Consider the following 25153-nt stretch of genomic DNA (forward strand, 5'->3'; position numbering starts at 1 on the left):
GCGTTACCCCAACTAAGAGGACGCTGTTATGTTAAAACCCTTTATCGCGCTTTTCGTGATCAGCGCTCTGGCTGCACCAGCTCTGGCTATGGATTCGCCGTTCTATGTCGGTGGCCAGGTCAGCGCCACTAAGCTAAAAGAAAGGGACAGTAGTGAGAGTATTTCCTTCGACTTTACCACCTTATCTGTGCTGGCTGGCTACCAGTTTAATCCTTACGTCGCTGCTGAGGTACGCTTTGGTACCGGTGTCAAAGGCGAGCGTTACCGCGAGCCGGGTTATCTGGAGGAACTGACCGTTGACCAACAAAGTATGCTGCTGTTAAAGGCCGGCGTACCGTTTTCCAATAGCTTATCGCTGTACGGTTTAGCCGGTTATGGTGCCAGTAAATTTAAATATGAGGTGCAGGACGAGGGTTTTCGTTTTACCGATAGCGAGACGCTGGATGGCTTTGCCTGGGGCGTCGGCGCTGGTCTGAAATTTACCCCCAGACTCACCGCGACCCTGGAATATTTACAGCTACCGCAGGAGCGCTTCCGTGACGGCAGTGAAAGCTACAAGTTAAAAGCCAATAATCTGAGCCTGGGTATTAATTACCAGTTCTGATTAAGCGCCATAAAAAACAAACCCCGGTCAACTGCCCTGTCTCTTGATCACAAGTCAGCCTCAAGAGACTTTGCTAGGTCATAACCTTCAAGGATGGTTTGTAGTTTGAACCATCCTTGCCACAATACCTTGACCGAGGCCTTGCCGGTTTGTTTTGTATCTTTCCACCCACCGAGCTTTGCAAGCTCGGTATAAGCCCACTTCATCGAGGGGACGGTGTCAGGTAAGGTCCTGCTGACCCGTTTTATCCATAACAATTTCCAGGCTTTTGGCGACAGCACCTGTTCACAACTTATCTCGTCTGGTTGTTCGCGCGCAAACTTCAGCTGCACTATTCTTACAGCAATAAAGGCGCTGATGGTCACAAGCCGCTCAATGTTATCTTTACTTTGTAAGCGGGCATTCTCAATATCTGTACCATCCGTTTTCCAGGCTTTGTGATATTCTTCTACTAACCAGCGATGCTCGTAATAACGGATGATGTTCAGTGCATCTGCTTTGCTCTGGACTGGTTCGGTAGTCAGCAAATGCCAATTTAACGCGTTTTTGTCATCGGCTCGCTCTTCGCACCCGACATAATAAAGCGATAGTGATTCGCCACGCTTATTTGCCGGCACTTGCAACGTGACTGGCGCAAAGACAATGTCTACTGTTGCTGTACGTGCTTTACGTCCACCTTTTTGCGCTATATGGATTTGCTTTTGTCCGGCGCTTTCAAGACCTGCAGCATAGTCGTAGAGCTTCTGTTCAGACTGCTCAATATGGCGACTCTGCATGGAACGAACCACGAAGCGATGTTGCTTTGAGAGCTTATACTGCAAGTACTCATAGATATCAGCTTCGCGGTCGCAGACGGATATCACATCGGCCATTTTAGCGCCTAATCGTGCCGATAGATTGACCGAAGCAGACTGCCACTTGAAGCTTTCTTTCTCTTCATAAGGTGTTTGTGTTCGCACATGTTTCTTTCCGCGCGTGCTGATATCCCGTGTCCAGCGGGATTGTTCAATTAATCCAACAAGCTCTTGTTGCTCAGGAGCGAATAACAAAACGCTGTGCGCAAGTATGCCCCGATAGTTATTTCCTTGATTGACATGACCAAGCTCATCTCGCACGGAACGATGGCTGTAAGTGATGGCAGTGGTATCCTCTAAAGCCAGTAATAAATTATGTTTGGCGGCTTGCGCTGCTGTGACCAGATAGCCTGCTTTTGCTATCGCGTCAGCATTGACGTGCTCATTACGGATAAAACGATAAGCGCCTTCCATATCGGCGGGGGATTGTGTAATAGACACGAATGGCTTTCCTGGATCGTTTGCTAAGGTTTCCGCTAACTTTACCAGACGTGTGGTTCGGCGGGGATCCCCTAAGTCGGCCTGACCAAAAGTACTTTTTGCCCATTGTGCATTGTTCATCAGTATTCACCTTTAGATTAAGTGAAAGATCTGATCGGAAAGCGTGCGGAGAGTTCAAAAAATCCCCCAGTAAAAACCGGGGGATTTGTGTATAAGAGACAGGCTATTGCCAGGGCCTGCGCTTACCCGGCTTATGGAGCCCTTTTGAAGCTGGAGTGCGGGCAATTCTAGGGCAGCAAGTTAGCGTGCAGGCCGCCCGGCAGCTATTAAATACGCTGGTAAAGCAGCTGGGTGCACCCTGTGGCGTGGCGGCTACTCTGGTGGAGGCGCCGCGCTTCTTTCCTACTGCGCAAGCAATCGCGGCTAGTGAATTAGGTTTTTTGAAAATGCCACAGGCGCGACGGGATACCTTGCGTCGCTTTAGTGAACATATGCTGCATGATACCGAGCCGGATAATATCGACCGCTGGCAACAGCTAAAAGGTATTGGCCCCTGGACCTGCCAGTACGCCCGGATGCGCGGTTTGGGCGATCCGGATATCTGGCTGGCCGGTGATGCCGGTATTAAGAACGCCCTGCAGCAAACTGAGCTGGCGTTAACCGCAGAGAGCGGCCGGCCCTGGCGTAGTTATTTAACCCTGCAGTTGTGGCAGTCGCTGGCAAAACCGCCGCTGGCTGATTAGGAGAGTGAGAATGTATTACAACTATCTGCACAGTCCATTGGGGCTGATTGAAATTGCGGCTAACGAGCAAGGTCTTACTGCTGTCAGCTTTTGTGCTGCGGCGACACAAGCTTGCAGTGAGCAACCGCTGCTGCTGGCGGCCAAAACGCAACTGGCTGCCTATTTTGGCAAAGAACTGACCGAATTTGATTTACCGCTGGCCGCAAGCGGCACCGCCTTTCAGCAGCAGGTCTGGCGCGCCCTGACCGGAGTACCCTATGGTCGCACCGCCAGCTATCGTGATATCGCTATCGCTATTGCGAATCCAAAAGGTGTGCGGGCGGTAGGACTGGCCAACAGTAAAAACCCGCTGGCGATTATTGTGCCCTGTCATCGGGTGATTGGTGCTAACGGTACTTTGACCGGCTATGCCGGCGGGCTGGATAAAAAAGCCTGGTTACTGGCGCACGAGCAATGATGGGCGGCAGCTACCGCTGCCGCCAGTTGGATCAGGGCTAGGCTTCTACCCCTGCATTTTTGAGTTGCTGCTCCAGGGCGGCAATTTTTAACTGCGCCTGTTTGTTGGAGAAGGTTAAACGCTCAATGGTCGAACTGCTATTGTCTTTAACAAAGCTTAATTGTTCTTCCAGCTTGATAAGCTGCTGTTGAATCTGCGACTTTTCCAGTAGCGCCTGTTGTTGCGCTTCCCGCAGCTGCTGCGACTCATCTCGTTGCAGTTTAATAGTTTCGCGTTGTCTGGCGATATTGGCGGCGGTAACTTCACTTTGCTCTTTTAGCATCACATTAGCATCGCGTAAGTGAGCCAGCTTGCTTTCATAAACTTGTAACTGAGCTCTTAGACGCTGTAACTCCTGCTCTTGTGCTTCAAATTCATGTTCAGAGCGCATCTCTGGTAATTGGGCAGTCAGTGATTCAAGCTGCCGGGTTTGGTTGGCAATTTGCTCGGCTTGCTCTTCTATCACTTCTTTCGCTTCTTTCAGCTGTTCAAGATAATGTTCCTGAGCCTGCTGCAGTTTAACCAGTTGCTGCTCCTGCTCGGCCAGTTGTGCCTGCGCCTGGCTAAAGGCTGCCAGTTGTTTTGCCGCGTCTTCCTGTTCCTGTTGCAGCTTTTTCTGCTGATTGTCATAGGCCTGCTCGGCCTTTTGTAATTGCTGCTCCAGCAAGGCAACCTGTTGTTTCTGCTGCGACAACTCCTGTTGCATCTGCTCCAGCCGTTGCTCCAGTTGCGTTACATGCTCAGATTGTTTTGAGCTGGATGAGGAGTGCAGCTCATTATAGGCAAGCTGCAGGCTGTCAAACTTCTGGGTCAGGATCTCCAGTTGCTCAGTTGCCGCTCTGGCGGCCTCATGAGCCGTGGTTTTCTGTTGTTCCAGCTGATGCAACTGTTGTTTTAATTGACTGATATCGGCCTGGTGCTGATTCAGGTTTTGCTGTAACTCATTCAGTGCTTTCTGGCGTTGGGTTGCTAACTTTTGTGCATCAGTAAATTGTTGATGCAGGTCACTGTTGTCAGCATTTTGTTCCTGAATTTGCTGTCTTAGCTGATTGAGCTGCTGTTGCAATTCCGCATACTGTTGTTCGTGCTCGGCCAGTTGCTCGGCATTAAGCTCTGTTACCGGCATTGGCGCTGCTATAACAGTTGGCGCTGATTCTGCCGCCACCATCGCCGCAGTCTCTGTTGCTGTATTGTTCAGACTAACAGTTTCTGGCTCATGAGCTGTCTCTTCGGGTGTTTCGGTTACCGCAGCCGTTACCTCAGCAACGGTTGGAGTTTGCTCCTCTGTCGCCAGCTCATGCAGCGCTTGCTGCAATTGTGGGTCTTCTGTGTTGCTATCTGCGCCGCTATGCTGTTCTGGCTGATCTTTCTCAACCTGCTGGCGTTTCCCAAGTTGTAATAATTTTGATAAAGAACCCGGTACTTTTTCTGACAGCGAAGAGAGTGCGCTCAGGCCCAGGCCACCTTTCGCGGCTTTGTCCTCATGATCGGCAGGGGGTTGATAATTATTTTTACTACACCACTGATCAAAGTGCACCATAATGCTGGTGCGGCTGCCACCGATTTGTTTAATAAGGCGCTCCAGAGTGATCGGTTGACCGCTTTGTTGTAATTGTTCACAGGCTGTTTTTACTTCATTGTAATTTGCCATGTTTTCCTCTGGTTTTTTACAAAATGGAGGCTCAGCATACTTATTTTTAACTTAAACGGAAATAGACATTTTGTGCTAGTTCTGGCACTTTTCTATTCGGGGTAAAAATGCCGAACCTCCTGTTTTGCCTCGCCTGTTGCGCTCTTCAATCGGGATGCTGTCAGTGACTCCAGCCGGGCTTCGGTTATGCTTTAAAGTTCGTTATGATAGAACAGCGGCAGTGGCCGATATTAGGAGGAAAACATGAAAAAGGTATTGGCGTTAGTGGCGTTAACTGGCCTGTTGTTAGCGGGTTGCGCCCCGGAAGTCGGATCAAAAAAGTGGTGTAAAGCCATGGAAGCCAAGCCGAAAGGCGACTGGACGGCCAACGAAGCGAAAGATTTTGCTAAACACTGTTTATTTAAAACGGAAGAATAAAGCTCGCAGAGCCAACAGCTATTGACTGTTGGCTCTATAGTTCAAGCGCAAAGCTATATTCAGGCAAAGGTCAGCACTAAGCTGATAATGACACCACTGATCAGCAGCTGCAGCAGACAAAAGCCCATAATGTCCTTCGCTTTTAACCCGGCAATTGCCAATACAGGCAGCGCCCAAAATGGCTGAATCATATTGGTCCAGGCATCACCCCAGGCCACGGCCATCGCGACCCGATTGACATCGGCGCCCAGCTCTAATGCCGCAGGCAGCATTACCGGTGCCTGCACCGCCCATTGGCCGCCACCGGACGGTACAAAGATATTGACGATACCGGCACTGATAAAACTCCAGAACGGTAAACTCTGGGCACTGGCGAAACTGACAAACCACTCCGACATACTCTGCGCCAGCCCTGATTGAATCATTACTGCCATAATGCCGGCATAAAACGGGAATTGGATCACAATACCGGCACCACCCTGGATCGCCTGTTGCAGGCTGTGCAGTAACCGCCGCGGCGTGCCGTGTAGCACTATGGCCAGAAAGATAAACAAATAGTTGACGATATTCAGGTTTAAACTGCCACCTTTGACAAAATACTGCACCAGATAGGCGATACCGGCAAATCCCACTAACAATGCCAGCAGCATACTGTTTTCCAGTTTATCGGCCGGCCGCTCATTACTGCCGGCCGGTGCCGGTTGATCCTGCAATTTAGCCGGGTCGACATAGATGCTGTCAGCGGCTTTGGGTAGCATTAAGCGGTTAACCAGCGGCACCGCGATAAACAGGATAGCGAGCAGCAGCAGATTAAAACTGGCAAAGATGGTGTCAGTCGTTGGAATCAGACCAATCAGGTTTTCGCTAAAGTGCCCCGGTGTGGCAATGGTCAGCGGCACTGAGCCGGCCAGGCCGCCATGCCAGACAATAAAGCCAGAATAGGCACTGGCTACCAGCAAGCGGTAATCGACCTGAATCTGTCGTGCCAGAGCTTTGGCAAATAAGGCGCCCACCACCAAACCAAAGCCCCAGTTCAACCAGCTGGCCAGTAGTGAAATCAGTGTCACCAGTATAATGGCCTGGCCCGGACTTTTCGCCAGCGCGGCCAGATGATTCAGTAAGCCGGTGACCAGTGGCGTACTGGCCAGCATATAACCTGCTACCAGCACCAGCAACATCTGCATCGAGAAGCTGAGCAGGCCCCAAAAGCCATCGCCCCACTGCGTCACAACCGCCAGCGGGCTTTGTTGTTCAAACAACATGGCGGCAGCAAACACCACCAGGGTTAACAGCAACACAAAAATATAGGGGTCGGGCAGATAGCGTTCGACCAGTTTTACAAAGGGTTTAGCCGCAGTATTTAGCATAGGGGGCTCGCTTATCGCTGGATAGATGTGCTTTACCTTAAAGCATTTAGTTAGCTCATGCCAATTCGCAATTGACTCTATCCTGCTGTTAGGAGCTGCTGGCCATGATATTGGCGGTTTTTTGGCTGGCTTCAAGAGGGCGATTTGCAGTATGCTTGGTGCTCTGGCTCAGAAACGGATACAACAATGCAATTTACCAAGATGTTTGCCGGTGCGGCACTTTTAGTGAGTAGTCTGCTGCCCTTTTACACACAAGCGACCATAGTACAATTTAAAACCTCGTTAGGCACCTTTGAGGTCAACTTGTTCGATGAAACCACGCCGGAAACGGTAGCGAATTTTTTAAAATATGTCGAACAGGAACGCTATCACAACTCGGTGATCCATCGTATGGTGCCTGACTTTGTGGTGCAGGGTGGTGGTCTGTACTATCCCGGTGAATTGCCATTAAAGGCTATTCCTACCTTTGCCGCGGTGAAGAACGAGAAAAAGTGGTCCAACCGTCGTGGCACTATTGCCATGGCCAAACTGGACGGCCAGCCAGACAGTGCCACCAGTCAGTGGTTTTTTAATTTGAAAGACAACCATGCCGGTAATGCTCAGTTAGATGCACAAAACGGTGGTTTCACTGTGTTTGGTCAGATCTCAGAGCAAGGATTGGAAATTCTGGATGAAATTGCCAAGTTAAAACGCTTTAATATGGGCGGTGCCGCGACCAGCATCCCGCTTCGCGATTACACGGCAGCGGATGCCGCGGCCGGTAAAACGGTGACAACCGATAATCTGGTGATGATTGAAAGTGTCGTGATTGTCGATGCCCGCCCGAATACGGCTGCCGGTTTATCACCTGCCCCGAATGAAGCTACAGTATTACCACCCGAAGAGGAAGAAGAGAAGAAAAGCTCTGGCAGTATGCACTGGTTAGTATTACTGCTGTTACCGCTGGCTCTGGTCCGCCGTCAAAACCGCCGGTAAAACTATTGCGGCAGTCAGTCCCCCGACTGCCGTAGGTGCTGCGATATGTTGGCGCGATCCACTCTCAGACAGCTCGAACTCACCCCGATAGATCGAGCTGCACTTTCAAACTATCAAGCAATATTAAGCATGCTCAGCCGGCAACTGCGGGCGCACAGCACGCCAGCCGTTATTGGCATCACAGGTGCCCAGGGCACTGGCAAAAGCACCCTGGCCAGCTTGCTGGTTACTGAGTTGCTGGCGCAGGGTATAGGCTGTGCTGCGGTCTCATTGGATGACTACTATCTGACACGCCAGGCGCGACAGCAGCTAGCTGGTACTGTGCATCCGTTACTGGCGCAGCGTGGCGTACCGGGTACGCACGATATCGGACGGGCGCTCAGTGATGCCAGACAGGTACTGGCCGGTGCAGCCGTCGCCTTACCGCGGTTTGATAAAGCCCTGGATGATTCTTTGCCAGACCGGCCTGCTGCACAGCTGGATCTATTGATTGTCGAAGGCTGGTGTTTGGGGTTGGCGGCAGAAGCAGAATCCGGGTTGGTATCGCCAGTGAATCAACTGGAGGCCACCGAAGATAGCAGCGGTGCCTGGCGCCGTTATGTCAACCAGCAATTGGCGGCAAGCTATCAACCCTACTTTGATTTGTTGCAGCCGCTGATTTGGCTTAAAGCGCCGGATTGGGACAGTGTTTGCCGCTGGCGCGCTAAACAGGAGCAACAGCTCTGGCAACAACGCGGTACCGGAATGACGACTGAGCAGTTAGCACGTTTTATGTTGCCATTTCAGCGTCTGACGCAGCTGAGTTATCAGCAATTGCCGGCGCGGGCAAACTATACTATTGTGCTTAATCAGGCGCAGCAGCCGCAGTTCAGCGGCTAACCGAGGACGCACCGTGATTTATACCCACCGTTTAATTATGCGGCCGCTGACCCTGGCCGATGCCCCCTTTATGCTGCAGCTGTTAAACGACAATAGTTTTATCCGCAACATCGGCGATCGCGGGGTACGCTCAGAAGCCGAGGCGGCCGCCTATTTGACGGCCGGCCCCTTAGCCAGCTACCAGCAGTATGGTTTTGGTTTACGCGCTATCGAGTTGCAACAAGGCGGCCAGTTGATCGGGATTTGTGGCTTAATTCAGCGTGAGACGCTGGATGCGCCTGATCTCGGCTATGCCTTGTTGCCGGACTATACCGGCCAGGGCTATGCACTAGAGGCAGCTAAGGCCGCCGTTCAGTGGGCGGTAGCGTTAGACCTGGCGCAACTGTATGCGGTGGTCAGCATGGAAAATGATGCCTCAAAGCGGTTGCTGGCGAAGTTAGGTTTTCGCAATCAGGGTGTGATTAACTGGCAGCAGGAAGAAGTATTATTGTACCAACTGCTGTTACCGACTAGCTAAAGCCCTATACTAGTGCTCTTTTGTCTTAAAGCACCGCCCCGAAAATGCCATTAATGCGCCGGGTTTTGTCCCGCCTGACTGAAGATTACTTATTGCTGGCACTGCTTGGCCTGCTGCCGTTGTTGTTGTGGTTAAAACCAACCACTGCTGGCGGCGTGCTGGTGTTAATCGACTGGCAAACGGTTTCGGCGCTGGCCGGTTTAATGTTATTGAGTAGAGCGCTCGAGGAAAGCGGTTATCTGGCCCGTTTTGCCGGCTGGCTGGTGGCACTGTGTCATGTTGAGCGTTTGCTGGCGGCCGTACTGCTGCTGTTTGCTGCGCTGCTGGCGGCCATTGTCACTAATGATGTCGCGCTCTTTATTCTGGTCCCCATTACCTTAAGTCTGGGACGGTTAACTGGTATTGCGACCGGGCGGTTGATTATTTTTCTGGCGCTGGCGGTGAATGCCGGCTCGGCCTTAACCCCGATTGGCAATCCGCAGAATCTGCTGCTGTGGCAGGCATCCGGCTACAGCTTCTGGCAGTTTACACTACTGATGGCGCCGCTGGCCCTGAGTTTGCTGGCGCTGATCCTGCTACTCAGCTATCCGGCATTCAGCGCCCGCCACTTAACGGTAGCAGTGCCGCATCAGGCCAGCCTGGACAACCGGCGCTTATTTGGCTGGTCACTGCTTGGCTATCCGTTATTTATTCTGGCGATGGAACATCAGTTGGCGCCTCAGGCCGCCTTGCTGGTGCTATTAGCGTTTTTACTGTTCAAGCGCAGCGTAGTCAGCGGTATTGACTGGTTATTATTAGTGGTGTTTAGCCTGATGTTTATTGATCTCGGGTTGTTAGCACAGCTGCCGCTGATGCAACAGCTGGCGACCCAGTTGCTGGCCTTGCCTGGAGGCAGTTATACCGGAGCTGCTTTGATGTCGCAGTTGATTTCCAATGTGCCGGCAGCGATTTTTTTGCAGCATTTTACCGACGACTGGCGCGCCTTAAGCTGGGGCGTCAGTGTCGGAGGCTTCGGGCTGGCTATAGGTTCGCTGGCCAACCTGATTGCATTGCGGCTTAGCAAACAACCCGGTTTATGGCGTGAGTTCCACTATTGGTCGCTACCGGTGTTTGCCGGCAGCGTATTATTGGGTTGGCTGCTGTTATAGCCTGAGTAGCGTTGTCTGTACGTATGCTATTCAACGTGCTGAAAGTCCGTTGCAAGGGTGCTTAAGCGCGCCAGCTCCAAGGTCTTTTGCTGTATTTTTCGTTGTAGCCAGTAAATGCCCAGCACTGACAGCGGTGAAATCACCAGGCCATACAACTGCAGTACCTTTGGGGCAATAGCGCCCGGTTGCCACCAATTGCCTAGCCACAACAAGATACTAAATATGATAAGGGCTGCAAAGGAAAGCTGGTTATATCGATAATATTGCAGGCTTAACTTACAACTGCGCAGCCGAAATTGCAGTAGGCCATTGCTGCTCCAATTATCATAAGCCAGTATAGGTTTATGTACTTTCCAGCTTACGCAGAGGGTTGCTATCGCTCCGATAAGCAAAAAACTTGCGGTAAGATAACCCAGCCAACCTTGCATATCCCTTAGGAATAGATAAGCCGCTATCATCATTACCAAAGCGCAACACCATTCGCCATACATAAGCAATCGTTGCCGCTTTTGTCGCTGATTGGCTTTGGCTAAATCTTCAGCGCTGGGCGCTTGCTCCTGCGGTGTCGCTTGTTGTTGCCAGCTTTTTGCTAGCGCAGCAAAATCAACGTTATCTGCCATTTTGCATTAACTCCAATAGTTCTGTTTTAGCACGGTTTAAGCGCACTCTCACTGTGCCCTGATTGATCTGCAGGATTTCTGCAATCTCTGGGGCATCTAAATCTTCCATTGCCAGCAAAATAACTTGCCGATTAGCCGGCGATAAGCGTCGTACGGCGTGCATGAGTTGCTGACTTTGTTGCTGTTCATCAACATCCGTAGAGGGACAATCTTGCACAAAATGCTGTTGATCTTCCTCTTCTAAGCTACGCCATTGTTGGCGGCTGGCGCGGGCAATATGATCCACCGTAACGTTATGCACAATGCGAAACAAATAGGCCCGTGGCATTTCTGCCGCTTGGATACGGGCTGCTGATTGATGCAGCGCCAGAAAAATATCTTGCTTTAAATCCTGGCGCGCTGCCGGATCGGCCTCTGAAGCCAACAGGGTACGGCTAATAGCACCCTGATTGTGTTGCCAGAGCTGCAGTAAAAACTGCTCTGGCGTATTGGCACTGTGCTTAAAAAATCTCAAACAAACCTCGCGATGTTCTCTGTTGTATTTTTATAGCGTTCTTATTATTGCTCAGCGCCCTGCTTAGTTATTTAAAGCCAAGTTATTTACAGATAGTTCTCTGAACGCTTAGGTATAGTCTGCCGCAATGGCAAAAGTGTTACATAAAAAAATTAAAAAAAAAGATGTAACGGTTCACAACATGGTTACGACTTCTACAGCAAACACCGTAATTATCCCCAATTCATGTTGGAGCTATTAAAGATGAACACCGTAACATTCAAACCTTGGATACTGACCTTGGTCATGCCTTTAGTTGTTACAGCACTGCCCTCAGTGTCTGCGTCCGAAAGCGTGCTATATCATAATGCCACCTTAATAAATCCAGCTACTGAGCAGCAATTAACTAACGGCTGGTTATTAGTACAAGACGGCCGTATTGTGAAAATGGGCCAAGCAAAAGCTGCCAGTTTGCCTGCCGCCAGTAAACAAATTGATTTACAGCAACAGTATGTACTGCCGGGATTAATTGATGTGCATTTACATCTAACGGCAGGGCCCCACCGCGTTGAAATGCGCGACGGCGCACCCGTGCTAACGATGGCAGGTCATAGTGAAGTAACCCGCTATCACGCCATTAGTACCTTAGCGACAGGTGTCACTACTGCCTTTAGTCCCGCCGGGGATCCGCAGGCCAATGCTGATTACGTGCAGCAACAGCAGGCAGGGCAATGGCTTGGTCCGAAATTGCATTATGCCGGATACGTGTTTGAACCTACGCCCATCTTCGGAGGAGCCATTTACCCAACGGATGAAGCCAGTTGGCGGGCTGAAATTGCTAAACAGCAAGCCTTGGGGGTGGATTACATTAAATTATATACCGGTTTGACCGCAGATGAAGTTGCTTTAGGCGTGCGCTTAGCACGTGAGGCCCGGCTTAAAACCATCGCACACTTGGACAGTGTTAGCTGGCAATATGCTGCTGATTTAGGGATTGATATTTTAACTCATGCCCTCCCCACCAGTGCTGAGCTGTTAACTGGCGCCGCCAAAGCAGCTTATCAAGCCGAGCGTAAAAACCACTATAACCAACGTTTTATTTATAGTTGGTTCCAGCATGTGGACTACGACAGTGAGCCCATGCGGCGTTTGATTACTACCTTAGTAAAACAGCAAACGCGTATCGACTTAACTATGGTGGTCAATGAGCTGTTTTATTTTGCCCGAGAACTTGATGCTATTTATCCAGAAGACGCCATGTGGGTATTTCATCCTCAAATGCGCCAGCGTTGGCGCGCGCTAATGGCTGCCCCCAGCTATGACTGGAGCACAGCAGACTTTGCTGCGGCGCAGCAGCAATTACCGAAAGTACAAGCACTGTTTAAACGTCTGTACGACGCCGGTGTGCCGCTGGCGATAGGTACTGACAGCACTGCCAGTGGCCCATTTTATTTGCGGGAACTGGAATTGACGAAAGCTGCCGGCTTAAGCAACTGGCAGGTATTACAGCTGGCAACCAGTGGTGGGGCGCATCATCTGGGGCTAACCGATCACGGGCAACTAAAAGCAGGTTATGTCGCCGATTTTATTGTGTTAGCCGCTAACCCAATTACGGATCTGCATGCCCTTAACACCCTACATACTGTGGTGCAGCAGGGAAACCTAATGCAGGTCGAGGCGCTAAAGGCGCAACTGAGCTCGCTAAGCCAGTTTGAATTTTAACCACCTTCTCTAAACAATTAATGTTACTAGCTAAGGAAAAATCATGGAAATACTACAACAGTGTTTAACGCAAATTAGTCCAGCCTGGTATCAAAGTAATAGCAATGAGCTGGTGTGATTCGGCATCTTTTTTGTCGCCATGTGGCTGATTGCCATCGTGATCGACGCAACGTTACAAAAAATTCAACAAGAGGGCTAAGTCATGGATATGTTAAATCAGTGGATCGCAACATTCAGTAACACCTGGCAAGAGGCCGATTGGGTATTTCTGGTGTTATTTGGTCTATTTTTCTTCGCGGTATGGTTTCTACCCAGTCTGCTAGCGCTGCTGTTTAACCGCCGCCATCTTGGAAAAATTGCGCTGCTAAATGTACCAGCAGGCTTTTCTGTGATCGCCTGGGGTGCGCTAATTGTGTGGGCGGTAACTGGCAAATTAGGCGAAAAGCTAGCGGCAAAAGCGCGGTTAAAGCCGGTTTCGTGAAGTAGGTTATAGAAAATGAGTTGCGCCTGCATACAAGCCTGTTGCAGGCGCAATGCTTTAGTTAATTTAAATTAACACCGGGGCCAGTTATATTTTGATTTATTGGCAAAGTTTGCCATACTCTCTTTTGTGCTAATAAGCCTCGATAGTCACGGGAGTAGATAAATGGCAACGATGAATGTGTCTTTACCTGACAGCATGAAGCAATGGGTTGAATTGCAAGCAAAGGATGGCCGTTATAGTAACGCCAGTGATTATGTTAGAGATTTAATTCGGCGCGATCAGGAACAAGCAGCAAAAATTGCCCAGTTACAACAGCGGGTTACCGAAGGGCTTGCCAGCGGTACTGGAGAGCGGACTATGGTGCAGTTAGCCGCAGAAGCTATGGCCCGAATGGGCGCTTAATATGGCCTATCAGCTAAGTAAGCTGGCTGAAGAGGATATTATTAATATCTTCATTAGTGGTGCAACACAGTTTGGTGAGCAGCAAGCCAGGCGTTATCACAACCAATTAGCCGCAACATTCGATTTTTTAGCCGCGAATCCGTTGGCGGCGCCAATTAGAACAGAAATTAGCCCACCGGTACATCTACACCCGGTTGGCTCACATCTTATTATTTATCAGGTAACAGCAGATACCGACATTTATATCATCCGGGTGCGGCACCGTCTGGAAGATTGGACACTCGCCCCCGATACTGTTACAGCCTAATACTATCGCCCTCATTTAAAATCAGCAGCGGTACCAGGCTCCTTAGCAGTTGCTGCATATGCAGCAACTGAAATACAGTTTGTCCAACTTTAACCAAGAGTAATATTACCTATATCATTCGCTTGGAATATGCTCTGATAAAGTCGGAGTTGTGGTTTAAGCTTACTGAGTGTTAATGTCAGTAACGGACTCAGTGTTAAGAGGAAGGAACCCTATGCGTTTAGCTTGCTCCGGATTATTACTGGGCTGTTGGCTGGCATTGCAGCTCCCGGCGGTAGGTGCGGCTACGCCAATTATCGCTGCCGATTACCTGGAAACCTCACCGCACCGCGAATTGATTGAGTATGCGTTAAAGGTTACTGAAGCGGATTATGGGCCTGTTACCCTGACGTTCGGTGGTGAGATGGTGCAAGGCCGGGCCGAGCAACTGCTAAAAGACGGCAAGCTGTTACATCTGGTGGTGTTTGCGCCTTCGCCGGAACGCGAACGCGATCTGCTACCGGTGTATTTTCCATTAAGTCAGGGGCTGTTGGGTTATCGGATCTGCATTATCAATAGCGGACAGCAGTATAAGTTTGAGCCGGTTAAGACGTTACAGGATTGGCAAAAGGCCGATCTGACAATCGGACAAGGCACCCACTGGCCGGACGTAGCGGTGTTACGGCATAACAGCCTGACAGTTGTCACCAACCCCTTATATACGCTGCTGTTTGAGATGGTGCGCCAGCAGCGCTTCGATTGTTTTGCCCGCAGTGCGGATGAGTTAGCACGCGATTTGCAAAGTGAGCATGCAACGGGTCTGGTGGCTGAACGGCGCTTGTTATTGCATTATCCGCAGCTGTCGATGATCTTTGTGTCGCAGAGTTTTCCGCAGCTGGCCGAGCGTTTACAAAAAGGCCTGGAGCAGGCCTATGCCGATGGCGTGGTGCAGCAGCATTTTCGCCGCCATTATGGCACCATTGTTGACCAGTTACGCTGTGAGCAGCGGCAGCTGCTAAAACTGGAAAACCCACAGCTAAGTGAGGCCAGCCGTCAGGCGCTGCTGCGCTTTGCCTATACGCCGGAGCAGTTATTAGCGGCGCCGGCTGCGGCTTGCAAAGGGCAGTAAAACTACTGCCGTCTTAACAACATTCCTGTAATTTGCGTTCCAACTGCTCAATCCGCTCCTGCGCCTGTTCGCGGTAACGGGTTAGTCGTTCGATAGTGGCAGCAGAATTTGATTTCACAAAATTAACCTGTTCTTCCAATTGCAGTTTTTGCTTCGACCACTGATAACGCTCAGCCTGGATCTGCGAGGCCTGATCGCGTTGCTGCTGCAGCTCTTCCCGCAGTTGTTTAATGATTTCACGTTGCTCTGCCTGATGATTAGCCGTCAGGGCACTCTGATGTTTTAACAGCGCAATAGTGGCTCTTAATTGTTCCACATTGTCAGAGTTCTCAGTGGCCGGTGCGTTTAGCATCGCTTTTAACTGCGCCAGCTCCTGAGTTAAATCCGCCACCTGATCGGCTTGACGGGCCGCCGCTGCGATGGCTTCATCGCGTTCGGCGATCAGACTATCCAACTGGGTTGTATCAACGGTAGCTACCGCAGCCTGTTGCTGTTGCAGCTCGGCAAGCTGTGCCTGTGCTTGCTGTAACGCTTCCGTTTGCATGGCCTGTTGTGCAGTTTGTTCTGCCACAGCGGCCTGATGCTGCTGTTGCAGGCTGGCCAGTTGTTCGCGCAGCTGTACCACTTCTTCAGTGTCTGCAACCACCTCTACGCTGATCCGTTGCTGCAATTCTTGCTGCAAATGCTGATTTTGTTGCCGTAATTGTTGCAGTTGCTGCGTTAGCTCTGCTGCGCCATTCTGGCCGCGACCAGCCAATTGCTCCAGTACCGCATCGCGTTCGGCAGTCAGTTCAGCACACTGATCGGCGTACTCGGCCAACTGTTGATGGATCTGTTTCTTCGCTTCGAAGTACTGGCGTTGCTGCTCGGTGCTGCGCTTGCGCAGTTGTTCATGCTCATCGTTCAGGCTATCAAAGCGCTGTTGTTGCGCCGCCAGTTCTTGCTGCCATTGCGCCTGTAACTGAGTTAATTGCTGTTGTTTCGCGTCGGCTTCCTGCTCTGCCAGTTGCAGTTGCAGTTGCAGCGCAGCGAGTTGGGCAGCATTGGCCGTCAGTTGTTGCTGATAAGCGGCGGTTTCATCCTGCAGCTGTTGCAACTGTTCCAGCCGGGTTAACGCTGCCTGATAGTTTTGTTCCAGCTGCTGTAACTCTTGCGTCGTATCTTCCAGTTGCTGTTGTTGCTTCTGCAACTGCTGTTGATATTGTTGCAGTTGCTGCTGATTAAGTTCGGCTTCTGCTTCGGCATTGGCTAATTGCCGTTGCGCCTGCTCCAGCGCCTGCTGTTGGGTGGTTAACTGCTGTTGCAGTTGTTGCTGCTCCAGCTGTAACTGGTCACGCTCAAAGCTGACATTGGCAAAATTATCAGCTTGCAATGCCAGCTGCTGTTGCTGGTTAGCCAGTGCTTGTTCCAGTTCAGATTTACGCTGCTCTGCCTGGCGTAAATTTTGTTGCAACAGTTGCACCTGCTCCACCGCTTTAACTTCGGCCTGCAGTGCTTCGGTTAACTGTTTATTTAACTGGTCGGTTTGCCATTGGGTCTGCTTCAGGGCTTCCCGCTGAAAGGCTGCCATAAAGTCTTCGCTGAAAACCGACGCTGAGTTTGCAGCGTCCTGCTGTCGCTGTTGCACCTGCTCGGTGCGCCACTTTTTATAGTGCGACACCACGGTAGCCTGAGCATCTGATACTTTAGACAGCAAGTAATCCAGAGACACCGCCTTGCCAGAGCTCTCTAAATCATCACAGATCTTCTTAACATCAGTATATTGCGACATGATTCTTTACCTTTTACCAACCAATGGGCGTGTTCGCTATGCGCTGCCCGGAATGAAAGCTTAAGGAATGGCAGAGCCTTGCGCAAAGGCTAAATGCACAAAATTTGCACAGCGCAAGGTGTTAGCTGCGGATTTAATTCATCATATTGATCTTTAATAAATTATTTTTTTAACCTGCATTATTTTGCGCGCTGAAAGCGTGTAAAAAAGCAGCGGAATAGCCCGAAGGTATTAGGGGGTAAAACCTTGGTTTGCGCGATACACTTTGCCAAAGCTAAATTTTACCGCTAAATTAACTGATTATTTATACAGTTGTTGTGCCTGATGATCCTATATATCGCGGAAAAGCCCAGTGTCGGCCGTGCCGTGGCCGCTGTTTTGCCCAAGCCGCACCAGTCCGGTGACGGCTTTATCAAAGTTGCTACCGGTGATGTGGTGACCTGGTGCATTGGTCACTTATTGGAATTAGCCGAACCAGAGCAGTACGCGCCGGAATATAAAAGCTGGCGCAAAGCGCATTTGCCCATTATTCCCCAGCAATGGCAGCAACAGGTAAAACGCCAGACCAGTAAGCAATTTCAGGTAGTAAAGCAGCTGATCAAGCAGGCAACACAACTGGTGAATATGGGGGATCCGGATCGGGTGGGACAGATCTTGGTCGATGAAGTGATCCACTATGCCGGTGTCAGCCAGGCGAAACTGGCCGCTACCCGGCGCTGCCTGATTAATGATATGAACCCGGCAGCCATTAAAAAGGCGCTACAGGATTTACGGCCAAATAGTGACTTTATCCCACTGGCGACCTCGGCACTGGCCCGCGCCAGAGCCGATTGGCTGTACGGCATTAATATGACGCGTTTATGTACACTTTTGGGTCAGGATGCCGGTTATAAGGGAGTGTTATCGATTGGTCGGGTGCAAACTCCGGTACTGGGTTTAGTGGTGCAGCGTGACCTCGAGATCGAAAACTTTGTCAGTAAGCCCTTTTATGAGGTGTGGGTTACGCTGCAAACGGCACAACAGCAGCAATTTCAGGCCAAATGGCAGCCCAGTGCTGCCTGCGCACCTTATCAGGACGAAGAGGGCCGGGTACTGCTGAAAAAACTGGCCGAAACCGTAGTACAGAAAGTCAGCGGCCAGGCCGCTGTTGTGAAAGCAGTGAGCCGCGAGCAGAAAAAGCAAGCACCACCGCTGCCATACAGCTTATCGGCACTGCAGATCGATGCAGCCAGGCGTTTTAATCTCAGCGCCCAACGTACGCTGGATCTCTGTCAGCAACTGTATGAGCGGCATAAGCTGATCACCTACCCCCGTTCAGATTGCCGCTATTTGCCAACAGGACATTTTGCAGACCGTCATAGCGTGAGTCAGGCCATTGCGAAAACGGCAGTAAATCTGGCCAGTGCGGTGACGACTGCTGATCTGAGTTTACATAGCAAAGCCTGGAATGACGCCCAGGTCGGGGCGCACCATGCCATTATCCCAACCTCGACCAGTATCGATGCCAGCCGCTTAAGCCGCGAGGAGAAGCAGCTGTACGAACTGATTGCCAGACAGTACTTAATGCAGTTTTACCCCTCCTTTCAGTATGTCGAACATCAAATCGATAGCGAAGTCGCCGGCGGACTCTTTATTGCCAGGCAAAAGTCGGTCATTGCCGAGGGCTGGAAGCAGCTGTTATCCGGCGGCGTCAGCGCCGGCAAGGATAGTCAGCCCAACTCAGATTATGCGGCCAGGCCATTACCCGACGTAAAGCCCGGTGACGTCCTGCAATGTGTTGCCGGCAAGCTGGACGAGAAACAAACCAGTCCGCCCAAAGCCTTTACCGATGCCACCTTGCTGGCGGCCATGACCGGTATTGCCCGTTATGTGCAGGACCCGGAATTAAAAAAGATCCTGCGGGATACTGATGGCCTGGGTACTGAAGCGACCCGCGCCGGCATTATCGAGCTGTTGTTCAAGCGCCGGTTTTTACACAAGCAGGGTAAAGAGATCCGCGCTACTGCGGTGGGCCGGCAGTTTATTGGTTGCTTGCCGCCACGCCTGGTATTACCCGATATGACCGCGCAATGGGAAGCGCAGTTAGAAGCGATAGCTGAAAAAAAACTGGCTTACCGTGATTTTATGCAGCCGCTACAGCAGGAACTTACCAGCTTGCTACAGGACATCGACGCGCAGCCGCAGTCCTTTCAGGGGTTAGCCCAAAAGGGTTATGCGGTAAAAAGGCGACGTGCCGCCAGGCCCCGCCGTGCCAAGCGTACCGCCTGATGCATATTGGCTAGATAGGCGTTGGCGATATTTTGCACTAGGCTCAACAAACCGTCGGCAGCCGCTTTTTTGGCTACTGGCTGGAGATAGCAGGAAATTCGCCTACACTTATGACGTGCCATCGCTCTTCTGAGCAAGGGGTGGCACGCCCTGGCGGGTATGTCGTCAGAGCGAACAGCCAACGCTGTTTCTACACAGAGAAGGTGCATAAAATGATATTGTTAGTTGGTGGTGAAAAAGGTGGCAGTGGCAAAAGCTGTCTGGCGCAGAATATAGCCGTCTACTTTTCGCGGGAAAAGAATGCCAATGTCATGCTGGTTGACTGCGATCCGCAGCGAACCACATCGGATTGGGTGCAAGAGCGCCATATGAATCCGGAATTACCCTGGATCAACTGCGTACAGATGTACGGTAAGATCCGTTACGAGCTGAAAAGTCTGGAAATGCATTATGATGTGGTGGTGGTAGACTGCGGTGGTCAGGATAGCGTAGCCTTACGTTCGGCAATGGTAGTTGCCAGCCATGTGCTATTCCCGTTGCGCCCCAAGCGGCGAGACTTAAAAACGCTGGAGCACCTGGAAGATTTAGTCAGCGCCTGTAACGTGGTTAACCCGGACATGATCGTCGGCTGTGTGCTGACGCAATGTCCGGCCCTGCCAAATCAGGCCAATCGCATTCTGGATGCGAAAGAAGTATGTAAAAGTTTTAATTTGCGGGTGCTGGAAAACATCACTTACAGCCGTAATATCTATGACGACAGTGAAGAAAAAGGCTTGTCGGTAATGGATGTGGATAACGACGGCAAGGCCGCCGGCGAAATCCGGGCAATTATTGAAGAACTCCTGTCGATGAAGGCGATTCAAGAAGATGGCGCTAAGCGACCTGAAGAAAAAGTCTTTGCAGTCAAATAAACCCAGCTTTACCGTTGATGAGTTTATTGATGATGCACATAACTACGCCTTGGGGCTGCCGCAAATCGTCAGCTTACGGCAATTATTACCGGAAGAAGACGAGCCGCCGCGGCTCCCGATGCGCCATGCGACCTTTACCCTGAGTGAAGAAGCGATTAGCGCCCTGAGTGAGTTAAGTGAATTAACCGGTGAACCCAAATCCAAACTGATCCGCAAGCTGATTTTGCGTGCGACCAAGTCAGTGCAGTTTGATTTAGCCAAGGTAAAAACGGCGAAAGCCAAATTACCACCGGGTGGCAGTTAGGCTGTGGTTCAGTAACTGAAATCTGAGCTCGTGCCGCTGCCTAAGTAGCGGCACGAGCCGAAAATCTGTTTACGTTAACGCGCCAGATAGGCGTAAGCGGTCAAAAAAGCGGTTTCCTGAAACGCCTTTAATCCGGTCGCTTTGAAATCGACCGGTAATGGAAAGCGTTTAATTTGTTCTTTTAGCTCAGTAGCGGATAACAGGCTAACATTACAATTGTCCAGCAGTTGTAACGCCGCCTCAATTTTAAATCCGACCGCACCACCGGCGAACTTGCCTTTTTGTGGCCGCTCTTTAATCACCAGATGCTGGATCTTGTAATCTTCGACTAACTTGCGCACAGCAAATTGAAATTTACGTACCTGATCGGACTGATTATCCTGACTCAGTGCAATCCGGGTTTGCCGGCAATCCGGCAGGTTAAACAAACCGTCCTGGTATTCCATTAAGCATAAAATTGCTTCACTGCCTTTAATCTCAACGCCACATACGCGCATCTTAGTATCCTGTTTAGTTGCCGCTCAGGCGGTCATAGTACTTTTCAATAATGGCACAGCTACGCTGCAAGGGCTCACCAAAAAGTACCGGGTTAAAATCTTTGTTAATACAGTAATTTTGTCTGAAACGTAACACTGAGTCTTTATTCTCGGCCGCTGCGGCTAAAAACTCCTGTTGCCGCAGCCCCAGTGACTTACTGTAATCCTTAAGTTCACGTTGGATCGAGGCCAGCGCCTGTGAGTCAGACTGCCATTCAGTCGGGATCAGGCTCACCGCATAATCAACCACTTTGTCACGATACGGCTTTAGCGGCGGCTCGCCGGAAAAGGTTAACAACAGCAAAAAAATGACGACGAACCAGAAAAAGGTTTTCATGTACTGACTCCGGCAACAACTTAGACGCGATCTTACCTGAATCCTGGCTAAACTGCATTAGCGGCAACAGCCGCTGCTTCAGTCTTTCCTGATGTACTTTTATTTTATATCAATAATTCGGTACGGGTTACTGATATACTAAGCAGGCTGGTAGTCATAGCTGGGGAATGATGGTGGACGAGCAAAAAATTGAAGTAAAAAATATTCCAACCGGAGTAAAAATTCACCGCCCGCCCGAGGGCAATCCAAATAAGTATGCTTCCCGGGATCGGATCTATGTCCGGGCAGTAAAGGGGTTACACCAAAGCCTGCGTCGCAATATTGGTTTTGTGTTTATGGCGTTGTTTTTCGTGTTGCCCTGGATCCAGTTCGATGGCCACCAGGCAATTTTGCTGGATATCTTTGAGCAAAAATTCAATATCTTCGGCCTGACGCTCTGGCCACAGGATTTTACCCTGTTGGCCTGGCTGTTTATGATTGCCGCCTATGCCCTGTTCTTTGTAACAACCTTCTATGGCCGGGTGTGGTGCGGTTATATGTGTCCGCAAACGGTCTGGACCTTTATCTTTATGTGGTTTGAAGAAAAGATCCAGGGTACCCGTAATCAGCGCATGAAGCTGGATCAGGAACCGATGAGCTTTAATAAGTTCTGGCGCAAGGCATTAACCCACTTCTGCTGGTTGGCATTTGCCTTGTTCACTGCGTTGATTTTCGTTGGCTACTTTACCCCTATCGGTCCGCTGTTTGTTGAGTTCTTTACCTGGCAGGCCGGCTTCTGGGCTACCTTATCGGTGCTGTTTTTTACGCTTTGTACCTATGGTAACGCCGGCTGGATGCGGGAAATTATGTGTACGCATATTTGCCCCTACGCCCGTTTCCAATCGGCGATGTTTGATAAAGATACCTACACCGTCACCTATGATGCCGCCCGTGGCGAGAACCGTGGCCCGCGTAGTAAAAAAGATGCGAACTATAAGGAAAAAGGCCTGGGCGACTGTATTGACTGTAACCTGTGTGTGCATGTCTGCCCAACCGGCATTGATATTCGCAATGGCTTGCAATATGAGTGCATTAACTGTGGTGCCTGTATCGATGCCTGTGACGATACTATGGAGAAAATGGGCTATCCGAAAGGCCTGATCAGCTATACCACCGAACATACGCTGCAAGGCCGGCCGGCCAAGGTGTTACGGCCAAAACTGGTTGGCTATTTTCTGGTGTTGGTGGTGGTATGCGGTGCCTTTATGGTGAATCTGGCAATCCGCTCCCCGCTGGAGCTGGATATTATCCGTGATCGCGGCGCCTTGTACCGGGAAACGCCGGAAGGGCTGGTGGAAAACACCTATACCCTGGGTATTATCAATAAGTCACAACAGCCGAAGACTCTGGTATTAACGGTAACCGGTATTGATAACCTGCAATGGCTGGGGCCAACCGAGGTGGAGCTGGCCGGTGGCGAGAGTCGCAATGTGGTAGTCAGCCTGGCGCTGGACCCTTATGAGGCGAAACGCCCGGTGCTGGACCTGACCTTTAGCGTGCATCACAAAGATGCGCCTGAAGTGCGGGCCGAGCAGGGTAATAAATTCTTCAGTGGTCGCTAAGCCAGTGCAGCAATTTGATTTCTCTACCCTGCAGCCGGAGCTGATTCTTGATGCGCTACACCACTATGGCCTGGACGTTAGTTCAGGCCTGCTGGCACTGAACAGCTATGAAAACCGTGTCTATCAGTTTAGTGCTTATCGCGATAATGCGGTCAGCGCCGCGCGCTATGTGGTGAAGTTTTATCGCCCGCAGCGCTGGAGTCTGGCGCAGATTCAGGAAGAGCATCAGTTTGCTTTTGAATTGCAGGCTAATGAGGTGCCGGTGGTGGCGCCATTGTGCTTTGATGGTGAGAGTGTGTTACCGTTTCAGGGCTTTTATTTTGCGGTTTTCCCAAGCCGTGGTGGCCGAACCCTGGAGATCGACAATGACGACCAGCTGGCATTACTGGCGCGCTTTTTAGGCCGGCTGCATCAGGTTGGCCGGCAACAGGTGTTTCAGGCACGCCCCCAGCTGAGCATCGACAGCCATTTGCGGCATAGTCAGCAGGTACTGGCGGCGCTGCCTTTGATCCCATCCTATTTACGCCCGGCCTTTGATTCGGCGCTGCAGCAGGTGATTGCTGAAGCCAGCCGGCAATACCAACCGAAAACCGTGATCCGCTTACACGGTGATTGTCATGCCGGTAATTTGTTTTACAACGGGGAAAGCCCGTTCTTTGTGGATCTGGATGACTGTCGCAGCGGGCCGGCGATGCAGGACCTGTGGATGATGTTAAACGGTGACCGGCAACAGCAGCGTGATACGCTGGAGCTGATGCTGGAAGAATATGAACAATACTGTGATTTCGACCGGGCCGAGTTGAAACTGATCGAACCGCTGCGAGCGATGCGTATGATTCACTATATGGCCTGGCTGGCGCAGCGCTGGCAGGATCAGGCCTTTGTAATGAACTTTCCGTGGTTTGCGACAGACAAATACTGGGAACAACAATGCCTGGCACTAAAAGAGCAATTGGCGCTGTTGCAACAACCACCGTTAAGTCTGGTGCCAGACTACTGAGAATTTGTTAAGCTTGCGTCCATCCTTATTGATCAGAGGTTTTAGAATGAAAAAGTGGTTAGTAGCTGCTGCGGCAGCTGTGCTGTTACCCCTGTCTGCCGTCGCCAGTAATTTTCAGGTTGGTAAGCACTATGAAGTGATTGCTGAGCAGAGAACCGCCAAGCCGGAAGTGAAAGAATATTTCTCATTCTTCTGTGGTGGTTGTTACGCTTTTGAGCCTATTGCCCAGCGTCTGGCGCAGTCTCTGCCGGACGGGGTAGAGTTTAAAAAATTCCATGTTGATTTTATTCGCGCTGCGTCACCGGAAATTCAAAATGCGCTGGCACGCGCTTATGTGGTCGCAAAAAACCTGGGTAAAGGTGATCAGGTGTCGACTGCCATTTTTAACCAAATTCACCGCAGCCGGGTGCCGTTTCGCAGCGAAGACGATATCCGTAATCTGGTCCTGATTAACGATATTGATGGCGAAACCTATGATAAAGCCATGCGCAGCTTTGGCGTGCGTGGTGCGGTCAATCAGATGATGAAAGAGCAGCAGGAGCTGAGCGAACGCCGCGTGCTGACCGGTGTGCCCATGCTGGTGGTGAATGGTAAATATAAGATCCTGAATGAGAGCTTGAGTCAGCGTAATATGCAGCAGGAAATGCAGCAGTTAGTCGAATACCTGCTGAGTAAAGATTAAGACAGTTTAGTCAGTGCAAGTCAAAGGCCAGCGTGACGCTGGCCTTTGTCGTTTTACTCGCCGGCAATTTCAACGGCAGTTGGTACCAGCTGATACGCATCTGGCTTGCCTTCACCCTGTGGCCAGACTTTAACCGTGCCAGTGGCGTAGGCGGTTTTACCCTTGGCGCTTAACGGAAACACCATATCACCGTCCCGCACCTTGATCCGAAAGCGCGGCTCATTTTCGGCGGTAGCCAGCGTCATCCAGCACTGTTGCTTAGTGCAAACCCCGGTGACTTCGCCTACTACCGTAACCTGTTGCTCCAGATAAGCTGCCGGTTTAGCCAAAATGCTGGCAACGGCGGTGATTTGTTGCTTATTGACGGTGTCACCAAACGTTACCGGCTCTGCTGCAATAACAGCGGAGGCCAGTAGCAAGCTCAATGCGGTAGTGATTAATCTCATAGTACCCTCAAGTTAAATAAGAAGCATTCTTATGCAATTTACCTGTAATATGCGGTCTTTGCCAGCATC

The 25153-nt window shown here is 50.7% G+C and carries 28 protein-coding genes; 19 read left to right on the forward strand and 9 right to left on the reverse strand.

Annotation, left to right across the window (positions count from 1 at the left end):
• The first annotated feature begins 28 nt into the window (after positions 1-28).
• Entirely contained in the window at positions 29-604 is a 576-nt protein-coding gene (locus AJE_RS07965; protein WP_008950421.1) for a porin family protein, read from the forward strand.
• A gap of 47 nt (positions 605-651) precedes the next feature.
• Here AJE_RS07965 and AJE_RS07970 read toward each other — a convergent pair whose 3' ends face one another.
• On the reverse strand, positions 652-2019 hold the full coding sequence (locus AJE_RS07970; protein WP_008949889.1) for an IS4 family transposase: 1368 nt from the start codon (positions 2017-2019) through the stop codon (positions 652-654).
• Positions 2020-2174: 155 nt separating this feature from the next.
• Between AJE_RS07970 and AJE_RS07975 the strand changes: the two genes are divergently transcribed.
• Together AJE_RS07975 and AJE_RS07980 are read left to right on the forward strand one after the other, a co-directional pair.
• Entirely contained in the window at positions 2175-2642 is a 468-nt protein-coding gene (locus tag AJE_RS07975) for a DNA-3-methyladenine glycosylase family protein (RefSeq protein ID WP_237709326.1), read from the forward strand.
• A 10-nt stretch (positions 2643-2652) separates the two neighbouring features.
• The gene (locus AJE_RS07980) at positions 2653-3099 is read left to right on the forward strand and encodes a methylated-DNA--[protein]-cysteine S-methyltransferase (protein ID WP_008950423.1); all 447 of its coding nucleotides are present in this window, start codon (positions 2653-2655) and stop codon (positions 3097-3099) included.
• 37 nt (positions 3100-3136) lie between these two features.
• Here the strand turns inward: AJE_RS07980 and AJE_RS07985 are convergent, their stop codons facing one another.
• Positions 3137-4789 carry a coiled-coil domain-containing protein gene (locus AJE_RS07985; RefSeq protein WP_008950424.1) on the reverse strand — a complete coding sequence of 551 codons (1653 nt, stop codon included), beginning with the start codon at positions 4787-4789 and terminating at the stop codon, positions 3137-3139.
• A 243-nt stretch (positions 4790-5032) separates the two neighbouring features.
• On the opposite strand from AJE_RS07985, the gene AJE_RS18135 reads away from it, so the two are divergent.
• On the forward strand, positions 5033-5206 hold the full coding sequence (locus tag AJE_RS18135; protein ID WP_008950425.1) for a DUF3012 domain-containing protein: 174 nt from the start codon (positions 5033-5035) through the stop codon (positions 5204-5206).
• Between the two features lie 59 nt (positions 5207-5265).
• Here AJE_RS18135 and AJE_RS07990 read toward each other — a convergent pair whose 3' ends face one another.
• Entirely contained in the window at positions 5266-6573 is a 1308-nt protein-coding gene (locus tag AJE_RS07990; RefSeq protein ID WP_008606309.1) for a short-chain fatty acid transporter, read from the reverse strand.
• Between the two features lie 186 nt (positions 6574-6759).
• Between AJE_RS07990 and AJE_RS07995 the strand changes: the two genes are divergently transcribed.
• From AJE_RS07995 to AJE_RS08010, 4 genes are all read left to right on the forward strand, one after another.
• On the forward strand, positions 6760-7548 hold the full coding sequence (locus AJE_RS07995) for a peptidylprolyl isomerase (protein ID WP_008950426.1): 789 nt from the start codon (positions 6760-6762) through the stop codon (positions 7546-7548).
• A 129-nt stretch (positions 7549-7677) separates the two neighbouring features.
• Positions 7678-8427 (forward strand): kinase, encoded by a 750-nt coding sequence (locus AJE_RS08000; RefSeq protein ID WP_008950427.1) that lies wholly within the window; start codon positions 7678-7680, stop codon positions 8425-8427.
• 13 nt (positions 8428-8440) lie between these two features.
• Positions 8441-8944 (forward strand): GNAT family N-acetyltransferase, encoded by a 504-nt coding sequence (locus tag AJE_RS08005; protein WP_008606313.1) that lies wholly within the window; start codon positions 8441-8443, stop codon positions 8942-8944.
• 44 nt (positions 8945-8988) lie between these two features.
• Positions 8989-10092 (forward strand): SLC13 family permease, encoded by a 1104-nt coding sequence (locus AJE_RS08010; RefSeq protein WP_008950428.1) that lies wholly within the window; start codon positions 8989-8991, stop codon positions 10090-10092.
• 26 nt (positions 10093-10118) lie between these two features.
• Here AJE_RS08010 and AJE_RS08015 read toward each other — a convergent pair whose 3' ends face one another.
• The gene (locus tag AJE_RS08015) at positions 10119-10712 is read right to left on the reverse strand and encodes a hypothetical protein (RefSeq protein WP_008606317.1); all 594 of its coding nucleotides are present in this window, start codon (positions 10710-10712) and stop codon (positions 10119-10121) included.
• A complete protein-coding gene (locus tag AJE_RS08020; protein ID WP_008950429.1) occupies positions 10702-11226 on the reverse strand; it encodes an RNA polymerase sigma factor in 525 nt (174 codons plus the stop codon). The genes AJE_RS08015 and AJE_RS08020 overlap by 11 nt, the downstream gene beginning before the upstream one ends.
• Positions 11227-11469: 243 nt before the next feature.
• Here AJE_RS08020 and AJE_RS08025 point away from each other — a divergent pair, with 243 nt between their 5' ends.
• From AJE_RS08025 to AJE_RS08045, 5 genes are all read left to right on the forward strand, one after another.
• A complete protein-coding gene (locus AJE_RS08025) occupies positions 11470-12927 on the forward strand; it encodes an amidohydrolase family protein (protein WP_008950430.1) in 1458 nt (485 codons plus the stop codon).
• A 202-nt stretch (positions 12928-13129) separates the two neighbouring features.
• On the forward strand, positions 13130-13408 hold the full coding sequence (locus AJE_RS08030; protein ID WP_008606321.1) for a superinfection immunity protein: 279 nt from the start codon (positions 13130-13132) through the stop codon (positions 13406-13408).
• Positions 13409-13573: 165 nt separating this feature from the next.
• Complete coding sequence (locus AJE_RS08035) at positions 13574-13813, forward strand: type II toxin-antitoxin system ParD family antitoxin (protein ID WP_008606322.1); 240 nt, start codon at positions 13574-13576, stop codon at positions 13811-13813.
• Position 13814: 1 nt separating this feature from the next.
• Entirely contained in the window at positions 13815-14120 is a 306-nt protein-coding gene (locus tag AJE_RS08040) for a type II toxin-antitoxin system RelE/ParE family toxin (RefSeq protein ID WP_008606325.1), read from the forward strand.
• Positions 14121-14334: 214 nt separating this feature from the next.
• The gene (locus AJE_RS08045) at positions 14335-15228 is read left to right on the forward strand and encodes a type 2 periplasmic-binding domain-containing protein (protein WP_008950431.1); all 894 of its coding nucleotides are present in this window, start codon (positions 14335-14337) and stop codon (positions 15226-15228) included.
• A gap of 13 nt (positions 15229-15241) precedes the next feature.
• Here AJE_RS08045 and AJE_RS08050 read toward each other — a convergent pair whose 3' ends face one another.
• Entirely contained in the window at positions 15242-16999 is a 1758-nt protein-coding gene (locus AJE_RS08050; protein WP_008950432.1) for a coiled-coil domain-containing protein, read from the reverse strand.
• A 324-nt stretch (positions 17000-17323) separates the two neighbouring features.
• On the opposite strand from AJE_RS08050, the gene AJE_RS08055 reads away from it, so the two are divergent.
• The 3 genes from AJE_RS08055 to AJE_RS08065 all read left to right on the forward strand — a co-directional run bounded on the left by AJE_RS08055 (position 17324) and on the right by AJE_RS08065 (position 20482).
• Positions 17324-19267, forward strand: a complete 1944-nt coding sequence (locus tag AJE_RS08055; RefSeq protein WP_008950433.1) for a DNA topoisomerase III — start codon at positions 17324-17326, stop codon at positions 19265-19267.
• A 212-nt stretch (positions 19268-19479) separates the two neighbouring features.
• On the forward strand, positions 19480-20178 hold the full coding sequence (locus AJE_RS08060) for a nucleotide-binding protein (protein ID WP_008950434.1): 699 nt from the start codon (positions 19480-19482) through the stop codon (positions 20176-20178).
• The gene (locus tag AJE_RS08065; protein WP_008950435.1) at positions 20165-20482 is read left to right on the forward strand and encodes a hypothetical protein; all 318 of its coding nucleotides are present in this window, start codon (positions 20165-20167) and stop codon (positions 20480-20482) included. The genes AJE_RS08060 and AJE_RS08065 overlap by 14 nt, the downstream gene beginning before the upstream one ends.
• Positions 20483-20556: 74 nt before the next feature.
• Here AJE_RS08065 and AJE_RS08070 read toward each other — a convergent pair whose 3' ends face one another.
• Positions 20557-20979 (reverse strand): DUF3010 family protein, encoded by a 423-nt coding sequence (locus AJE_RS08070; RefSeq protein ID WP_008950436.1) that lies wholly within the window; start codon positions 20977-20979, stop codon positions 20557-20559.
• Positions 20980-20992: 13 nt separating this feature from the next.
• Positions 20993-21355 (reverse strand): hypothetical protein, encoded by a 363-nt coding sequence (locus AJE_RS08075; protein WP_008950437.1) that lies wholly within the window; start codon positions 21353-21355, stop codon positions 20993-20995.
• 167 nt (positions 21356-21522) lie between these two features.
• Here AJE_RS08075 and ccoG point away from each other — a divergent pair, with 167 nt between their 5' ends.
• Genes ccoG through AJE_RS08090 form a run of 3 tightly spaced genes read left to right on the forward strand, consistent with a single transcriptional unit; the run spans position 21523 to position 24638 of the window.
• Positions 21523-22956 carry a cytochrome c oxidase accessory protein CcoG gene (gene ccoG, locus AJE_RS08080; RefSeq protein WP_008950438.1) on the forward strand — a complete coding sequence of 478 codons (1434 nt, stop codon included), beginning with the start codon at positions 21523-21525 and terminating at the stop codon, positions 22954-22956.
• 4 nt (positions 22957-22960) lie between these two features.
• Positions 22961-23956 (forward strand): serine/threonine protein kinase, encoded by a 996-nt coding sequence (locus tag AJE_RS08085; RefSeq protein ID WP_039928317.1) that lies wholly within the window; start codon positions 22961-22963, stop codon positions 23954-23956.
• Between the two features lie 46 nt (positions 23957-24002).
• Entirely contained in the window at positions 24003-24638 is a 636-nt protein-coding gene (locus AJE_RS08090) for a thiol:disulfide interchange protein DsbA/DsbL (RefSeq protein ID WP_008950440.1), read from the forward strand.
• 53 nt (positions 24639-24691) lie between these two features.
• Here the strand turns inward: AJE_RS08090 and AJE_RS08095 are convergent, their stop codons facing one another.
• Positions 24692-25084 (reverse strand): DUF4920 domain-containing protein, encoded by a 393-nt coding sequence (locus tag AJE_RS08095; protein WP_008606338.1) that lies wholly within the window; start codon positions 25082-25084, stop codon positions 24692-24694.
• Between the last annotated feature and the right edge of the window lie 69 nt (positions 25085-25153).

Origin of the sequence: Alishewanella jeotgali KCTC 22429 (genome assembly GCF_000245735.1) — a bacterium.
Lineage (GTDB): Bacteria > Pseudomonadota > Gammaproteobacteria > Enterobacterales > Alteromonadaceae > Alishewanella > Alishewanella jeotgali.

Bases quoted from the DNA above. Each gene is read 5' to 3' on its own strand.
- AJE_RS08060 (WP_008950434.1), top strand. From the start codon at position 19,480: ATGATATTGTTAGTTGGTGGTGAAAAAGGTGGCAGTGGCAAAAGCTGT.
- AJE_RS08050 (WP_008950432.1), bottom strand. From the start codon at position 16,999: ATGTCGCAATATACTGATGTTAAGAAGATCTGTGATGATTTAGAGAGC.
- AJE_RS07995 (WP_008950426.1), top strand. From the start codon at position 6,760: ATGCAATTTACCAAGATGTTTGCCGGTGCGGCACTTTTAGTGAGTAGT.
- AJE_RS08055 (WP_008950433.1), top strand. From the start codon at position 17,324: ATGATCCTATATATCGCGGAAAAGCCCAGTGTCGGCCGTGCCGTGGCC.
- AJE_RS08095 (WP_008606338.1), bottom strand. From the start codon at position 25,084: ATGAGATTAATCACTACCGCATTGAGCTTGCTACTGGCCTCCGCTGTT.
- AJE_RS08015 (WP_008606317.1), bottom strand. From the start codon at position 10,712: ATGGCAGATAACGTTGATTTTGCTGCGCTAGCAAAAAGCTGGCAACAA.
- AJE_RS08090 (WP_008950440.1), top strand. From the start codon at position 24,003: ATGAAAAAGTGGTTAGTAGCTGCTGCGGCAGCTGTGCTGTTACCCCTG.
- ccoG (WP_008950438.1), top strand. From the start codon at position 21,523: ATGATGGTGGACGAGCAAAAAATTGAAGTAAAAAATATTCCAACCGGA.
- AJE_RS07990 (WP_008606309.1), bottom strand. From the start codon at position 6,573: ATGCTAAATACTGCGGCTAAACCCTTTGTAAAACTGGTCGAACGCTAT.
- AJE_RS08025 (WP_008950430.1), top strand. From the start codon at position 11,470: ATGAACACCGTAACATTCAAACCTTGGATACTGACCTTGGTCATGCCT.
- AJE_RS08045 (WP_008950431.1), top strand. From the start codon at position 14,335: ATGCGTTTAGCTTGCTCCGGATTATTACTGGGCTGTTGGCTGGCATTG.
- AJE_RS07965 (WP_008950421.1), top strand. From the start codon at position 29: ATGTTAAAACCCTTTATCGCGCTTTTCGTGATCAGCGCTCTGGCTGCA.
- AJE_RS08030 (WP_008606321.1), top strand. From the start codon at position 13,130: ATGGATATGTTAAATCAGTGGATCGCAACATTCAGTAACACCTGGCAA.
- AJE_RS08075 (WP_008950437.1), bottom strand. From the start codon at position 21,355: ATGAAAACCTTTTTCTGGTTCGTCGTCATTTTTTTGCTGTTGTTAACC.
- AJE_RS08070 (WP_008950436.1), bottom strand. From the start codon at position 20,979: ATGCGCGTATGTGGCGTTGAGATTAAAGGCAGTGAAGCAATTTTATGC.
- AJE_RS08000 (WP_008950427.1), top strand. From the start codon at position 7,678: ATGCTCAGCCGGCAACTGCGGGCGCACAGCACGCCAGCCGTTATTGGC.
- AJE_RS08010 (WP_008950428.1), top strand. From the start codon at position 8,989: ATGCCATTAATGCGCCGGGTTTTGTCCCGCCTGACTGAAGATTACTTA.
- AJE_RS08035 (WP_008606322.1), top strand. From the start codon at position 13,574: ATGGCAACGATGAATGTGTCTTTACCTGACAGCATGAAGCAATGGGTT.
- AJE_RS18135 (WP_008950425.1), top strand. From the start codon at position 5,033: ATGAAAAAGGTATTGGCGTTAGTGGCGTTAACTGGCCTGTTGTTAGCG.
- AJE_RS07985 (WP_008950424.1), bottom strand. From the start codon at position 4,789: ATGGCAAATTACAATGAAGTAAAAACAGCCTGTGAACAATTACAACAA.
- AJE_RS07970 (WP_008949889.1), bottom strand. From the start codon at position 2,019: ATGAACAATGCACAATGGGCAAAAAGTACTTTTGGTCAGGCCGACTTA.
- AJE_RS07980 (WP_008950423.1), top strand. From the start codon at position 2,653: ATGTATTACAACTATCTGCACAGTCCATTGGGGCTGATTGAAATTGCG.
- AJE_RS08040 (WP_008606325.1), top strand. From the start codon at position 13,815: ATGGCCTATCAGCTAAGTAAGCTGGCTGAAGAGGATATTATTAATATC.